The sequence below is a fragment of the Paenibacillus sp. GCM10028914 genome, assembly GCF_042666275.1.
GTDB lineage: Bacteria > Bacillota > Bacilli > Paenibacillales > Paenibacillaceae > Paenibacillus_AQ.
This window is the reverse complement of sequence record NZ_JBHTFO010000017.1, coordinates 217,700-232,929: the sequence shown is the minus strand read 5'-3', so window position 1 is coordinate 232,929 and position 15,230 is coordinate 217,700. Positions and strand designations below refer to the sequence as shown.

Sequence of the window (15,230 nt, the reverse complement as noted above, 5' to 3'; positions counted from 1 at the left end):
TTTTTGTCTGGAGACTATTCCGTCAAAACACATGAATAACTATAAAAAATGATTCGTTTCTGTCATTGTTCCTCTGTAATCGTTGATGTATGTTGGTTGTAGTAAAAGAGCGAGGTGAGGAAGGTAACGATGAGTATGAAAAAATTCGTATTAATCATGGCTTCTATCTTGATAATCGCAGCTGTTTCTATTTACATATTGATCCCTAAGAATAGCGTGGATAGCAGTAAAGAAGAGGAGTTCGTGGAGGTAGAGTCGGTCTCAAATATTCTGAAAAACGATGACATTACCATTGAAGAAAAGGCCCGGCGGCTTGTTGCACAAATGAATGATAAGGAGAAAATTGGTCAGCTTGTGATGTATACACCCACCGATCGAGCAGATGATTTTTCGAAGAAAATGATCAAGGAGTATTTTGTTGGTAGTGCTCTATTGAACCGTCAAATCAAGAGTGCCGCTGAGAACGCACAGTTTACGAACCAGCTTCAGAAACTGGCGACAGAATCAAGATTAGGCATACCTCTTTTTATATCTGGTGATATGGAATACGGGGCGGCACAGCGGGTCCCAGAAGATGCTACAGTTCTGCCAAGGCAAATGGCGATTGGAGCTACCCGCAATGTGGAATATGCTGAACAAGCAGCTCGTATAACGGCAATTGAAGCAAAAGCTATGGGATTTCATTGGAGTTACTCACCTGTTGTAGACGTGAACTCGAATCTCAAAAATCCGGTAATCGGGGTGCGCTCGTTTGGGGAAGATACGAAACTGGTCACAGAGATGGCTGTTGCTGAGGTTAGGGGTTATCAAAGCGAAGGGATGATATCGAGTGCTAAGCATTTTCCTGGGCATGGGGATACAGGATTTGATACCCATTCGACGCTAGCCAAGGTTTCTTACAGTGAAGATGAACTGCGGAAGATACATCTTCCTCCATTTCAAGCCGCAATCGATCAAGGTATTGAGTCCATCATGACATCCCATATCATTATTGAAGCGATTGATCCTGAACTGCCAGCAACATTATCCAAGAAAGTTCTCACCGGATTACTCCGGGAAGATATGGGGTTTAACGGAATAATTATTACAGATGCAATGGTTATGGAGGCGATATCTAAGAATTGGGGTGCAGGTGAAGCAGCCGTAATGGCCATTAACGCAGGAGCGGACATTGTTATGGCTAATGGCTCTGTGGCCGACCAAATAGATACGCTAGATTCACTTTATAAAGCAATGAAATCGGGAACCATTGATCAAAACCGAGTGGATGAATCTGTAGAGCGGATTCTGACCTATAAAATAAAAATGGACTTGTTTAATCACCGAATGGTAGACGTTGATCATGCTACCCAAGTGGTGGAGAAGGAGGAGCACCAAAAAATCGCTAAGCAGATTGCACTCGATTCTGTCACACTTGTGAAAAATGATCACATATTGCCATTTGATCCTCATACAGAAGAAGCAACTCTGGTCGTGAGTATGGCATATGCAGGTCAGATTGGTAAGATGGTAAAGGAGATTACACAAGGCGCCGTATACTCCTATCAGGCTGCTCCGGCAATTGGTGAATCATTAGATGCGAATACTAAAGCGATTAAAGAAGCTGTTGAACAGGCGAACCGTGCGGATCGTATTATTGTTTTCACGCAATCAGACCGTGAGATCCCACAAGGCCAAATTGATCTTGTTAATGCGTTAATAGCAACCGGAAAACCGGTTGTTGCTGTCTCGCTCGGTAATCCAGGCGATATTCTTGGTTATCCGAATGTAAAAGCGTATCTGTCTATATATGCTTTGGATAATTGGTACTGGATGACTGCTGTTCCTGTCTCTTGGGATGCTGCTGTACAGGTAATATTCGGTTCCAAGCCTGTGGGTAAATTACCTGTTACAATCAACGCGGATTATCCGGATGGGTTTGGACTCAGCTATCCTTAACAGAGACATTCTTTCTAAGCGGTCTAATGATGACTTCTGGATTTAATCAGGAGTCATTTTTTTGTATAGAGTTATTCTAATAGACTCACATGATATGACTTTGCTATATTTAACATATTCATTGCTTCCAAGGAGGGGACAGATGAAACCTATTAATAAGTTAAACATTCAAGATGAATTCGTGGGCTTTTATTTACTAAAAGAGTTGAATCTCAGACAGACGAGCAGCACACCGCCCAAAGATTATTTCGATATCGTGCTATCGGACTCCAGCGGCCAAATCTCGGCGAAATATTGGGATGTAAGCATACAAGATAAAGAAACGTTCCTCCCGATGCAATTGGTAAAAATACAAGGGATTGTTCAAAGTTATCGTGATCAGCCTCAGGTGAAGATTCATCGAATTCGCAAAGCGAAAGAGGAAGATGGCGTTTCTCTAACGGACTTTGTGAGATCAGCTCCGATTCGTCCCGTAGATTTACTGCATACGATTAAACTGTCGATGAACGAGATTATGAATCCACAGGTACGAAGTATCGTTCAGTATTGTGTGTCCAAGGTAGAGGATAAGCTGATGCATTATCCCGCTGCTAAAACCTTTCACCATGCTTATTTTGCTGGTCTAGCTTATCATATCGTCCGCATGCTGGAGATTGGTGATTTCATCTGCAAACAGCGGCCGTTTCTGAATCCGGATCTAATCAAGGCGGGTATTATTCTTCATGATATCGCGAAGCCGGAAGAGATGATTGCTCAGATGGGGATCGTCACGGATTACAGCAATCAAGGAAAGCTAATCGGTCATATCGCTTTAGCGTCAAATTGGATTGTGGAAGCAGCTATTCAAAATGATATTTCGCTTGAATCTGAAGTGGTGCTGGGATTGCAGCATCTCGTTCTTTCCCATCATAATCTGGGAGAATGGGGAAGCCCGGTTCAGCCGCAGACAGCTGAGGCGGTTGCACTGCACCATATTGACAACCTGGATGCCAAGCTCCAGATGGTAGAGGATGCGCTGGATACTACGGTTGAAACAGAACCATGGACTCCTATGATTCGGGGACTGGAGAACAAGGCGATATATCGGTTGAAAGTTTAACGATCGAGGCACCTCATGAGCCAGTGGCTTCTGTAGGTGCCTCGAATGTTATGTGAGGAAGTTTAAGTCTTTTGCAGTGGTATGGTAAAACACACGATCGCTCCTCGAGGAGAGTTATTCTTGGCCATGATATGTCCTTCATGATGCTGAATCAGCACCTTGGCGATATACAGCCCCAACCCTGAGTGTCCTTTTTGCCTGGAGGTACGACTATCTCCTTGATAATATTGTTTAAAGACCTGATCCAGATTTTCTTGTCCAAAACCCGTTCCATTATCCGTGATAGCCATGATCATTTGCTGCTCTGAGATTTCGATGAGCCATTGAATTTGTCCGGCTTCAGAAGTATATCGAATGCTGTTTGAAATCAGATTATCTAATACTTGAATGATACGAAATGGGTCTAACATGATAGGCAACTTTGCCGATCTATGATCCTTGATCTCTGTCTTGAAGGTTATGCCCTTATCTTTGCATAGATTTGCATATTCAATGGACTTCTCTTCCGCTAGTTCCTCAATATCTACGGGATACGGATTAATCCGGAAAGACACTTTTTCAATCTCCGCGATCGTATTCATATCTTGAAGAAGTTTCGAGGCGCGAGTCGTGTTGCGTTTGATAATTTGTAAATATTGCTGTCGTTTCGTGTCGTAAGTTTCCCCATTCATCAGCTCCAAACCCTCGATATGGCCTTGAATGATCGTAAGCGGTGTCCTGAGATCGTGAGCGAGAGCCGCAAACATCGTGCTTCTCTCTTGTTCCATTTTCCATTCCCGTTCGATGGATTGCTCCAGTTCCTGACGCATATCTTCAAAAGCGTTCGCAAGTCGGTTAACTTCCTTTATGGACGATGTCCCTTCAATAGAAAATTGTAAATTACGCTCTTTAATCATTTCAGCTCCGTGAAGAAGCTGTTGTAACGGATTGCCGATCTCCCTACTGAATCTCTTTCCAAAAATGAATGTAAACAAGGTCATGTATAAAAAAGGTGTTAGGAAAAAAGAAGGGAGTCCAAAGGTTACCCATGGATTGGAATCTGGATTTGCTGAAGTTACCTTCAGTTTATAACTTAATAACAGGGCACCTACTAAATCACCTTTCTCTGACACAACCGGAATATATTTAGTGATCTGATTATCGCTGTTTAGCGTTCGGTTTAATCGTGCCAGTATCTTTTGTCGGTTAAGTGATTCCTTGATAAGGAGATCCCCATATAAGATTTCACCAGAAGGCGATACAATAAGGTGTTTTATCCCCTTTGAGGGGATAACTTTTTTTAATTTTGTTTCTCCCTGCTCATTTATGATCGATTCGCCCTGTGTTTGTACATATTTTGTAATGGCAGGGATTTGAGTTTCGTAATAATTCGCAGGAAGTGCAATGTTGTGGTTAAACAAGTAGCCAAGCAGCAACGCGAGAAAGATCCAAGTTATAAGCGTTGCTAGAAAACTGCAGACCAGAATCGAAACAAAGTGTCTCGCAAACGTATTTTTAATGGAACGTTGTTTGATCATTTCGGGTCCCACTTGTAGCCAATACCCCAGACAGTCTGAATATAAGTACGGTCTTGTGCGTAGGCAGCTAACTTGGCCCGGATTTTTTTGATATGCTCGGTTATGGTGGAGTCATCACCTTCAGCCTCAAACCCCCATAGTTTTTCGTATATTTGCTCTCTGGAGAAGACCTGCCCCTGATGCATCGCAAGCAGCTCTACAATCAGGTACTCCTTGTTCGTTAGAGCAGTGTTATGCTCATTGCAAACAACAGAATGCCCTTTGCAATCGATCGTTAGTGATGGAAATCGAAGAATGCCTTGTTCTTTTTGTGTATGTATTCTTTGTTCTCTCCGCAGATGAGCATGGATTCTGGCCTTTAATTCTGCAAGGCTAAATGGTTTGAGCAGATAATCATCTCCGCCCGCGGCAAGCCCCTTAATTCGGTCCACTTCACTTTGGCAGGCACTCAGAAACACGATCGGACACTTCGTCGTTTCCCTCAGTTGTTCACATACCTCAAGACCGTTCATTTCAGGCATCATCACATCGAGTATGATCAATGATGGTTGCCGTTTGCTCTGATCTAACGCTTCCCTACCACTTCCAGCAGTCAGTACTTGATAGCCTTCAAGCTCCAGTGCATCTTGTAAAAAAGATATGATTTCTTCTTCATCATCCACCAGCAGGATCAATTCGTTTGCCATATTCGATACTCTCCCCAAAAGTACTAAACTCATCTAGAAAGTTTACCAGACAATTCTAATAAAAGGATAAAGAAAAGTTCCTCATATGCAGTAATGCTTGAACGGTAAATGTTAAATAACTTTATTCTTTCTTTATGATTGTACTTTAACCTGAGACCACAATGATAAGGGGGTACGAATATGATGACGAATCCACAAGACAGAATAAAGTTAATTGATAGTTTGAGAGGATTTGCACTATTGGGCATTTTTTTGGTCAACATTATGTTTTTTACAACATCGCTGCAAACCATCTCTTATGGAGTCGAGTTATGGACAGGTTGGTACAATGAGATTTTGATATGGCTGCGTGAAACGGTGATTGCGGGCAAATTTATTTTGATTTTTTCTTTTTTATTTGGTTTTAGCATGGTGTTAATGCAGGAGAGAAGTCTAGTGAATGGCCGGAATTTCAATCGTGTTTATATCCGCAGACTAACTTCATTGCTTTTGATCGGCTTGATCCATGGAATCTTCATCTGGTATGGAGATATTCTTACACATTATGCGATCTTGGGCTCTCTGCTATTGTTATTTCAGCGATGTAAACCGAGAACAATGTTCATTTGGTCATTGGTTCTTCTGTTACTTGTACCCGTTCTGACGACAGGAGCAAGTCTACTGAATTCTTCATCAAGTAACACCTATGAGATGTTAAGCCAGACAGATATCGATCAGATCGGCAAATATTATCAAGAGCTGGATGCTTCAATTTATGGTGAAGGTACGGTTACTCAGATTATCATTCAACGGCTCAATGATTTTTTGAGATCTGCCTTAAATATGGTAATCTTTTACCCGCAAATATTAGGAATGTTCCTCATGGGTGCCTACTTTTGCAAGCGTCGTTTTTTACATGAGGTTCAGAAGAACAGAAAGGGAATCGTCAGATTGATCCTTATTGGCGGAAGTTTAGGTCTTGCGCTTCAACTTATAATGTCGCTTGTCGATGGACTTCCGTTTTGGGGCGAGGCGGTAGCCGTGTTCGTAGGGGCTCCACTTCTGGCTTTGTGCTATATCGGTATATTTGCACTTTTATACCAAAGAGAAACCTTGAGGAAGGCACTTAATTGGTTTTCCTATCCTGGAAAAATGGCGTTCACCAACTATTTGCTTCAGTCAATCCTATGTGGATTCGTCTTTTACAGTTACGGGCTCGGATGGTACGGTGTGATCGAACCCATCTGGCAAATGTTAATCGTCATCGTTATTTTTGCTCTTCAAGCAGTGTTTAGCAAGTTTTGGTTGATGAGATTTTCGATGGGCCCGCTAGAGAGTATTTGGCGTCTGTTTACGTATTGGGAAAAGCCTGTGAAACAAAGGCAAAATTTGAATACTCGATTTTGATATTGAGGGACATTCATTTATATCTTCACAGCATCAAAGCGCATAAGCTTTAAATAAAACCCTTGCAATTTCCGTGATGGTTGTAATACAATGCAATTTAAATAATACAACGATATGTAATACAAGCGATGAAGGAAAGAGTAAGCGAAAGAACATTCCTAACAGGAAAGGGCTGCCACCGACTGAGAGCGCCCAAGCGAAGGTTCTCCGCTGAAGTTCATTCCTGAGCTGGCATTTTGAACGTTTACATTGTATGTAGACAGTAGGATTGCCCGTAACCCTTGCGTTAAAAGGTTCAAGTGAGATGTGTTTGTTTCAGCATATCTAATTAGGGTGGTACCACGACTCCTCGTCCCTTTGCGGGCGGGGAGTCTTTTTGTTTTTATCATTAGATCAAATAGAGGAGAGATTCAGTATGAGTGAAGGTCGGTTAGAGCAATTAAGAACACAGTTGGATTCGGTTAATAGTCAATTGTTAGAGTTGTTATCGGAGCGAGCTCGAATAGCCCAGGAGATTGGTCTGGAGAAACAAAAACAGGGTGTTCCTGATTTCGATCCGGTTCGAGAAAGAAAAATGTTGGATGCTCTTATTGAAAATAACAAAGGTCCTTTTGATAATGAAACGATTCGGCATCTGTTCAAGCAAATATTCCAAGCATCGTTAAAATTACAACAGGTTGATCAAAAGAAACTTTTGTTGGTCAGTCGGAAGAAAAAGCCGGAAGATACGCTCATCCAGCTTGGCAATACGATCATTGGCGGTGGCACACCAGTGATGATTGCTGGACCTTGCTCGGTAGAGAGTTATGATCAGGTACGACAAGTAGCTGCTGCGCTGAAAGAAGCGGGGATTACGGTGATGCGTGGGGGAGCGTTCAAACCGAGAACATCCCCTTATGATTTTCAGGGGTTAGGTATTGAGGGGCTCAAAATTCTGAAAGAAGTAGCTTCGGAATTCGGCCTGAAGACAATAAGCGAAATTGTAGATCCTGCTCATATTGAGCTTGCATGTGAATATATTGATGTTATCCAAATCGGCGCGAGAAACATGCAAAACTTTGAGTTGCTAAAAGCTGCGGGAGATGTGAATACACCTGTTCTCCTCAAGCGCGGACTTGCTGCTACAATTGATGAATTTGTTCATGCAGCGGAGTACATTGTATCTCGAGGCAATACGCAGGTTATGTTGATTGAACGCGGAATCCGAACCTACGAGAAAGCAACAAGAAACACATTGGATATCTCAGCAGTACCTATCCTCAAACAGGAAACGCATCTCCCGATCCTTGTTGATGTGACGCATTCAACGGGGCGTAAGGATATTCTGGCACCTTGTGCTAAAGCAGCATTAGCAGCTGGAGCAGACGGTGTCATGGTTGAAGTACATCCAGATCCAGCCACAGCGTTGTCCGATGCAGCACAGCAGTTGAATATACCTGAATTTCACGAGTTTCTTGCGAATGTAAAGAAATCGGGATTATTATAAAAGTTTAGGATCACGATTGGGAAATAAAGGTTGACAAATCATGGTTGATTCCATAATATAGTTATCAAATTTCAAATTTAAATGTGTTGATTAGAAATAGTAGAAGTGAAATGACTTTTCAGAGAGCCGTTGACAGGTGCGAAACGGTAATGTCAGATCCTTTGAACTCGTCTATGAACAGCTGCCTGATCATGTAGGGTTAGCCGGAGTTCCACCGTTACAGGGATAGATGGTGATGGCCATCGAAGAAGATCATTTTGTGAAAAATGAATTAGAGTGGTACCGCGAGTTCAACCTCGCCTCTATACGTAGAGGCGGGGTTTTTTTGTTGGTTAAATTAAGGATTTAATCAACCTCGCTTGATTATAGATTAAATATAATGATCATTTCGGAGGAGGATTTGTAAATGGATCGCAATATTATTGTACTCGACACAACTTTGCGTGACGGAGAACAAGTGCCAGGCGCCAAACTGAATGTACAACAGAAGGTGGAATTTGCACAGCAGTTGAAACGGCTAAATGTCGATATTATTGAAGCAGGTTTCCCTGCTTCTTCTGCAGGGGATTTTCAATCCGTTCAAGAAATTGCAAGGACTGTAGGTGATAGTGTATCGATTACTGCACTCGCGCGGGCTGTGAAAAGCGATATTGATGCCGTGTATGAAAGTATCAAGTTGGCGCAAAATCCACTCATTCATATTGTGCTCGGCACCTCGAACATTCATGTTGAGAAGAAATTTAACCGATCAAAGGATGCGGTGCTTCAGATGGGTGTAGATGCAGTTAAGTATGCCAAAACACTGCTGCCGCATGTGCAGTACTCGACAGAGGATGCTTCTAGATCTGACTTTGAATACTTATGGACAACGATTGAAGCTGTTGTAAGAGCAGGAGCTACGATGATTAATGTTCCGGATACGGTCGGTTATGCGGTTCCGGATGAATTTGGTGAATTGATTCGAAAAATTAATGAGCGCTTGAAGAATCTGGACGATAAAGTCATCCTCAGTGTGCATTGTCATAACGATTTGGGCTTGGCAACAGCGAACACACTGAGTGCTGTGCGTAACGGTGCCGAGAAAGTTGAGTGTACAATCAACGGTTTAGGGGAGCGTGCGGGTAACACTTCGCTTGAAGAAGTGGTAATGGGACTGAAAGTTAGATCCAATCACTTTAATGCTCGCACGAATATTCACTTGAAGGAATTGATCAAAACCTCTCGATTACTGACACATTTGACCGGACTTGATGTACAAGTGAATAAGGCGATTACGGGTGAAAATGCATTTGCACATTCTTCCGGTATTCATCAGGATGGTCTTCTTAAGGATAAGCAGGTTTATGAGATTATGTCCCCGGAGGAAGTTGGGGCCGATAGCATGGAATTGATCTTGACTGCTCGCTCCGGAAGACATGCATTCAAGAATGCGGTTGAGAAATTAGGCTTTGAGACGGGAGAAGGGGATGACTTTGAGGCGTTGTTCGAAAAATTTCTCCTCCTTGCCGATGCAAAGAAGGAAGTTTATGATCATGACGTGTTTTATCTTGTGACGCAGCACCGGACCCATGAAGAAGTTAGCAGCCACCTATATGAACTGGATTCCTTCCAAGTCGTGACCAATGATCTATATCCTACAGCAACTGTTAAATTGAAAAAAGGAAATGAATATTATAAAGATAGCATGGTGGGTGATGGTCCAATAGATGCACTTTACAGTGCCATCAAGGCATTGGTTGGTCTGGAAGTCCAATTGAAAGATTACAAAATCAACAGTCTATCCAGAGGGAAAGAGGCTATTGGCCGGGTGAATATACGGATTGAATATGAAGGTAAAATCTATTCAGGACGCGCCATGGATACAGATATTATTAAGGCAAGCGCGCTAGCTTTTCTTAACGGAATTAATGCTGTATTGCTGGATACAGCTCAAGAAGTACAGGTGCAAGCTCCCTGATCATCGTAACGATTATCGATATTGTGACGAATGACACTGGGTTTTCAGCATTCTTTTTAATATGGAATTAGAAAGTCGATAAGATAACAAAAGCTGCCTCGCACATAAGCCTTTCATGTGCGGGCAGCTTTTTTCATTATAAAGAGATGCAGTTAAATGTTTCGCTCCAAGCTTTCAACGTAATCCTTGGCATCTTTTAACGATATATTTCTTGCTTCTCTCAGCACTTTAATGGCCTTGATTTTCTGATTGGATGCAAGCATGAACTTCAGACGTTCTTCAAGATCTGTGTCAACGTCGTTTGTTTCTGGCTGAGACATATTAGGCGAATTAATGCTGTTTGTTCCTGTGGTGTTCGGGCGATTTTTCATCCAATCGAGATCTGATTTCATGTCGTTAAGTTGGCTCTGCAGACTGAGTACTTTAAACAAAAGCAAGAGCGAGAGGATGAGTGCGGCTATCGCTGCAATTTCAGTAACTTCCAATGGGGGTGTTCTCCCTTCTGGTTGGATTCACTTTCCTATTATACCTTGAAGGCTGGAGAAAGGGGCATATTGGAGAGGGGCTTTTAATTTGTTATGATTAATGGATAAAAAATGATGGAGTGTGTAGCCATGAGAAAAATGAACCGAGTGATCACGTTATCGCTGTTAGCCACAGGGGTCTTTATTGCAGGCTGCTCCTCAAGTACAGCGGAACAAGAAGCGCCAATACAGAATCCACCTTCTGGGGAGACAGCGACTATTTCGCCTAATGTACAAGTGAAATTCACACAGGAAGCCGATCATCCGGAAGAGGCGATCATTCAGATGATTAATGGAGCGACTTCGTCACTGGATATCGCGATATATAGTATTAACTACGAACCGATCGTTGAAGCTGTGATTAATGCTGCTGGACGAGGAGTGAATGTAAGAATGATCACCGACCTGAGTCATGCTGAAGAGAAGGCTAAACAGAAGAAGGCTTTGGAACTGATTCAAGCTGCCGGAATCCCTGTTAAAGTGAATACACATGATGGCAAGATGCATTTGAAGATGATGATTGCTGACGGTAACAAGGTGGAGACCGGGTCGTTTAACTATTTGAAATCATCTGTTGAAGAGAACGATGATGTAGCTGTCTTCATTGAGGATGATGAAGTAGGGAAACAGTTTCAACTTGCATTTAACAATATGTGGGATAATACGGAACGCTTTACGGAATATAAATAGAAGAGAATATCATGAAGAACAGACCAACACTTTATCCAGATATTTGAAGGGGATTCACAGCTTTTCGCGAACCTTTAAAATATGGAGTTTCAAGTGTTGGTCTTTTTTTCGATGATTCGATCGTAAATAGAAAAGGGAAGGAGTGAAGACAGGAGGGAATTTCGAATAACTTATTGAACTGGAAGTGATCAGAAAATTGGATTCACAGCGAATATTAACAGATTTTTTTAGAAAGACGTGGCCATATTATCTGCTTTCAATAGGGTGTCACTTCATTGCGAATATCATCCATGTTAATTTTCCACGTGTTCTAGGTGATTTTACGGACGACCTGAAGGATGGCCTGTTGTCTGTAGATGGAATTGTGCAGTACAGCTGGACACTTCTTGGAATTGGTGTTGGTTTCGCAGTGATAGGTGGTTTTGCTCAGTACTTGGTTATGTATACGGGCCGGTATTTCGAGTTTATGAACCGCAGGCGCCTCTTTGTTCATTTTACAGGGCTGAGTGAACGCTTCTACTCAACTAACGGGGTTGGCAAATTGCTTAGTTATTTCATGAATGATGTAACCGCTGTCAGAGAGTCGATCTCGATGGGGGTCAACCAGACGGTGAGTGCGTCCATGCTGCTTGTATCGACCATCGTCATGCTGCTTATCACAAATGTTCCAATGTATCTGGTTTTCACGAGCATATTTCCTTTACTTCTCATCCCAATCATTGTCGTTTATTTCGGGCCGATTATTCGGCGAAGATCGCTGCAGGTGCAGGAGGCGCTTGGCTCGATGACGGAATCGGCTGAAGAACAATTCGGTGGCATTCGTGTGACCAAGAAATTCGCTGTAGAGAATATCATGAAGAACCGTTTCGGGGCGAAGGTGGACAGCATACGTGACAGACAATTACGTCTCGTACGTGTATCTTCATTGTTCCAGGCGTTAATTCCTTTTCTAGGGGCTTCGTCATTAATTATCGCCCTTTCTTTCGGGGGATATCTGACGGTTACGGGGAAAATTACAGTCGGTAATTTCGTAGCTTTGACATTATACATTCGGATGCTCATGAATCCGCTGCAGCAAATCGGTAATGTTATTAATGTTGTGCAGCGGTCGCGTGCATCACTAGATCGGTTGAATGATTTGCTGGGTAAAGAACCGGATATTAAAGAGTCGGAAAATGCAATTTATTCAGATTTCTCAGAGGCGGATATTCAGATTCGTGACCTTTCTTTTTCATATGAAGATGAGGACAGCGAAGGGAATATTCGGGAAGCGGTACATGGAATTAGTGTTAACATCCCAAGTGGAACGACGATGGGCATCATAGGACGAACCGGGAGTGGCAAGACAACGCTTATGAAGCTACTGCTTCGTACATATGATCCTCCTCCGGGAACGGTGCTCATAGGAGAGGTGGATATCCGGGAACTTAAGCTTCAGAATTTACGAGAAGGGATTGCGTATGTTCCTCAGGATGGCTTTTTGTTCAGCTCCACAATTCGAGAAAATATTGCCTTCTATGACCGAGAGTCAGAAATAGCGGACGTTGAAGAGGCTGCGCGTCAAGCCCGCGTCTATCATAATATCGCGGAATTTCCGGATCAATTTGAGACTAGGCTCGGCGAACGAGGACTTACGCTTTCTGGTGGTCAGCGGCAGAGGACAAGTCTCGCAAGAGGTATTATTAAGGATGCACCGATTCTTATTCTGGATGACAGTGTAAGTGCGGTTGATGCTGTAACCGAGACGGAGATTATGGAGACCATTTGCGATATCCGCGAAGGGAAGACGACAATAATCATTGCACACCGAATCAGTGCATTACATCATGCTGACGAAATTATCGTGCTTGATGATGGAGGCATTGTCCAGCGTGGTACGCATGAAGCTCTTCTGGCTGAAGAAGGGTTGTACCGAACGCTGCATGACATACAGGAGGAGGGGATGCAGCTTCATGGCACAGGCAATTAGGAATTGGCAGGCAGACCAGAAGGCTGATCTGAATGCTCCTCAAGGAAAACCCGAGTATATATCATCTTTTAAAGCACTATCTGGGTATATGAAAGAGCACCGGTTAACATTCGCAGGATTTATTGGTTGTACACTGATTGCGATTACTGCTGAACTGTTTCAGCCTTATCTTATGAAGATCGCTATCGATGATAATTTAATGATAGGAAAAAATGATTTCAGTAGTTTACTGTTCATTTGCGGAATATATTTTGTCTTATCAGTGCTAGGTGTAGTTTTCTCTTATTTGCAAAATAATCTTCTTCAAAAGGCCGGCCAGAGTATTGTGGCAAGCATCCGAAAACGGTTGTTCGATCATATTTCGAAACTATCGATGTCTTATTTCGACCGGGTACCGACGGGCAGCCTGATTACGCATGTGTCAAGTGACACAGAAGCAATTAATCAGTTTTTTAACCAGGTATTGCTTAGCTTGTTTCGTGATGGATTTACGTTAATATTCATACTGGTCATGTTGTTCCAGTTGGATACGACACTGACATTGTATTGTTTGCTTCTTCTTCCAATCATCGCGGGGATTGCTATTGCTTTTCGGACTTACATGCGTCATACCTATCAGATGGCAAGAACACGTTTATCACGTCTTGTAGCCTTCGTGGCGGAGAATTTATCCGGTATGAACCTAATTCAAGTGTTCCATCAACAGGAAGAGCAGAAGAGACAGTTTCAGGAGCGAAATGACTCCTATTTCAAAGCAAATATTCGGGAAATTCGGACGAACGTGCTGTTCAACCGCACATATGAAATACTAAATAATCTTGCCATTGCCTTTGTTACCTGGATTGGGGGGCGCGCCGTACTGGGTGATACATTGGAGTTCGGGGTATTGTATGCCTTTATTACGTATATCCGCTTGTTCTTTCAACCAATCAATACGATAACCCAGCAGTGGAACACTCTGCAATCGGCAAGTGTTGCGATTAATCGGGTATGGGGTATATTTGCGATTAAGCCTGAAATAACAGATCCGAAAAAGCCTGTAGCTATCGACAAGGACGATATTAAAGGGAGAATTGACTTTAACCAGATTACGTTCGGATACAAGGAGGATGCTCTAGTCATTCGGGATCTTGATCTCCATGTGTCTCCCGGAGAAATGGTCGGAATCGTGGGTACGACAGGGGCAGGCAAGAGCTCACTCATTGGTCTGTTATGTAGGTTCTATGATGTTAATGAAGGTAGTATACGAATTGACGGTCAAGATATAAGAGATATGGCACAAACCGATCTACACCGAATTATCGGACTCGTACAGCAGGAGCCTTATCTTTATGCGGGAACTGTACTGGATAATGTACGCATGTTCGATGAGAGTATTTCTCGTGAGAAGGTGATAGAGGCTTGTGAGTTTATTGGCGCTGACTCTATTATCCTTCGTATGAAAGATGGGTACGATACTCGTCTGTCTGAGCGTGGAAGTGGATTATCCGCTGGTGAGCGGCAGCTCATATCATTTGCTAGAATCATTGTCTTCCAGCCGAAAATTCTCATATTGGATGAAGCAACAGCGAATCTGGATTCCCAGACAGAGCTCTTGATTCAACATGCGCTACAGCGTGTTTCCTCAGGCCGAACGACACTCGTTATTGCGCATCGATTATCGACCATTATGGGAGCCGATCGAATCCTTGTTATGAGTAAGGGCAAGATCGTAGAACAAGGAACCCATCAAGAACTGCTTGACGCGCATGGATATTATGAAGAATTGTATCTCCATTCCCAGGGTCATAAGCAAGAGAAAGAGGATAAGCTCAGCTTGTTATACCGGAGGACCTGAGCTTGATTCCTTTTATCTACGGGGGATTCCACCAAGATCATAGATCTTGGTGGAATCCCCTGTTTTTTTTGTCTGACATACATAACTGTTGTCATTTGGACAATGCTATGCTATACTTTATATAGTATCTATTAAATAGTT

General features: G+C 42.7%; 11 protein-coding genes and 2 other annotated features. Of the genes, 8 read left to right on the top strand and 3 right to left on the bottom strand.

Translation table 11 applies throughout. The annotated features are described in order from the left end of the window. Positions 1–129: 129 nt before the first annotated feature. A complete protein-coding gene (locus ACFQV5_RS18605) occupies positions 130–1,938 on the top strand; it encodes a glycoside hydrolase family 3 protein (protein WP_379248867.1) in 1,809 nt (602 codons plus the stop codon). Positions 1,939–2,080: 142 nt separating this feature from the next. Next, positions 2,081–3,037 carry a 3'-5' exoribonuclease YhaM family protein gene (locus ACFQV5_RS18600; RefSeq protein ID WP_379248866.1) on the top strand — a complete coding sequence of 319 codons (957 nt, stop codon included), beginning with the start codon at positions 2,081–2,083 and terminating at the stop codon, positions 3,035–3,037. Positions 3,038–3,099: 62 nt separating this feature from the next. Here the strand turns inward: ACFQV5_RS18600 and ACFQV5_RS18595 are convergent, their stop codons facing one another. Continuing rightward, the gene (locus ACFQV5_RS18595) at positions 3,100–4,554 is read right to left on the bottom strand and encodes a sensor histidine kinase (protein ID WP_379248865.1); all 1,455 of its coding nucleotides are present in this window, start codon (positions 4,552–4,554) and stop codon (positions 3,100–3,102) included. Further along, positions 4,551–5,240 carry a response regulator transcription factor gene (locus ACFQV5_RS18590; RefSeq protein ID WP_379248864.1) on the bottom strand — a complete coding sequence of 230 codons (690 nt, stop codon included), beginning with the start codon at positions 5,238–5,240 and terminating at the stop codon, positions 4,551–4,553. The genes ACFQV5_RS18595 and ACFQV5_RS18590 overlap by 4 nt, the downstream gene beginning before the upstream one ends. A gap of 180 nt (positions 5,241–5,420) precedes the next feature. On the opposite strand from ACFQV5_RS18590, the gene ACFQV5_RS18585 reads away from it, so the two are divergent. The 3 genes from ACFQV5_RS18585 to ACFQV5_RS18575 all read left to right on the top strand — a co-directional run bounded on the left by ACFQV5_RS18585 (position 5,421) and on the right by ACFQV5_RS18575 (position 10,069). Then, a complete protein-coding gene (locus tag ACFQV5_RS18585) occupies positions 5,421–6,626 on the top strand; it encodes a DUF418 domain-containing protein (protein ID WP_379248863.1) in 1,206 nt (401 codons plus the stop codon). A gap of 119 nt (positions 6,627–6,745) precedes the next feature. After that, positions 6,746–6,986, top strand: a binding site (T-box leader). Positions 6,987–7,041: 55 nt separating this feature from the next. Further along, complete coding sequence (locus ACFQV5_RS18580; RefSeq protein WP_379248862.1) at positions 7,042–8,112, top strand: bifunctional 3-deoxy-7-phosphoheptulonate synthase/chorismate mutase; 1,071 nt, start codon at positions 7,042–7,044, stop codon at positions 8,110–8,112. Positions 8,113–8,189: 77 nt separating this feature from the next. Then, positions 8,190–8,419 (top strand) — a binding site (T-box leader). Positions 8,420–8,518: 99 nt separating this feature from the next. Beyond that, positions 8,519–10,069, top strand: coding sequence for a 2-isopropylmalate synthase (locus ACFQV5_RS18575; RefSeq protein WP_379248861.1), 1,551 nt, complete (start codon positions 8,519–8,521; stop codon positions 10,067–10,069). A gap of 152 nt (positions 10,070–10,221) precedes the next feature. Here the strand turns inward: ACFQV5_RS18575 and ACFQV5_RS18570 are convergent, their stop codons facing one another. Beyond that, positions 10,222–10,554: a ribosomal protein L7/L12 gene (locus ACFQV5_RS18570; protein WP_379248860.1), complete on the bottom strand. Its 333-nt coding sequence runs from the start codon at positions 10,552–10,554 to the stop codon at positions 10,222–10,224. Positions 10,555–10,683: 129 nt separating this feature from the next. Here ACFQV5_RS18570 and ACFQV5_RS18565 point away from each other — a divergent pair, with 129 nt between their 5' ends. From ACFQV5_RS18565 to ACFQV5_RS18555, 3 genes are all read left to right on the top strand, one after another. After that, complete coding sequence (locus tag ACFQV5_RS18565) at positions 10,684–11,283, top strand: phospholipase D-like domain-containing protein (protein ID WP_379248859.1); 600 nt, start codon at positions 10,684–10,686, stop codon at positions 11,281–11,283. A gap of 196 nt (positions 11,284–11,479) precedes the next feature. Continuing rightward, the gene (locus ACFQV5_RS18560; RefSeq protein ID WP_379249438.1) at positions 11,480–13,252 is read left to right on the top strand and encodes an ABC transporter ATP-binding protein; all 1,773 of its coding nucleotides are present in this window, start codon (positions 11,480–11,482) and stop codon (positions 13,250–13,252) included. Further along, a complete protein-coding gene (locus tag ACFQV5_RS18555) occupies positions 13,236–15,089 on the top strand; it encodes an ABC transporter ATP-binding protein (protein WP_379248858.1) in 1,854 nt (617 codons plus the stop codon). Before ACFQV5_RS18560 ends, ACFQV5_RS18555 begins: the two co-directional genes overlap by 17 nt. Positions 15,090–15,230 lie beyond the last annotated feature (141 nt).

Coding starts and splice junctions, on each gene's coding strand:
- ACFQV5_RS18590 (WP_379248864.1), bottom strand. CDS start 5,240: ATGGCAAACGAATTGATCCTGCTGGTGGATGATGAAGAAGAAATCATA.
- ACFQV5_RS18580 (WP_379248862.1), top strand. CDS start 7,042: ATGAGTGAAGGTCGGTTAGAGCAATTAAGAACACAGTTGGATTCGGTT.
- ACFQV5_RS18565 (WP_379248859.1), top strand. CDS start 10,684: ATGAGAAAAATGAACCGAGTGATCACGTTATCGCTGTTAGCCACAGGG.
- ACFQV5_RS18595 (WP_379248865.1), bottom strand. CDS start 4,554: ATGATCAAACAACGTTCCATTAAAAATACGTTTGCGAGACACTTTGTT.
- ACFQV5_RS18605 (WP_379248867.1), top strand. CDS start 130: ATGAGTATGAAAAAATTCGTATTAATCATGGCTTCTATCTTGATAATC.
- ACFQV5_RS18575 (WP_379248861.1), top strand. CDS start 8,519: ATGGATCGCAATATTATTGTACTCGACACAACTTTGCGTGACGGAGAA.
- ACFQV5_RS18555 (WP_379248858.1), top strand. CDS start 13,236: ATGGCACAGGCAATTAGGAATTGGCAGGCAGACCAGAAGGCTGATCTG.
- ACFQV5_RS18585 (WP_379248863.1), top strand. CDS start 5,421: ATGATGACGAATCCACAAGACAGAATAAAGTTAATTGATAGTTTGAGA.
- ACFQV5_RS18600 (WP_379248866.1), top strand. CDS start 2,081: ATGAAACCTATTAATAAGTTAAACATTCAAGATGAATTCGTGGGCTTT.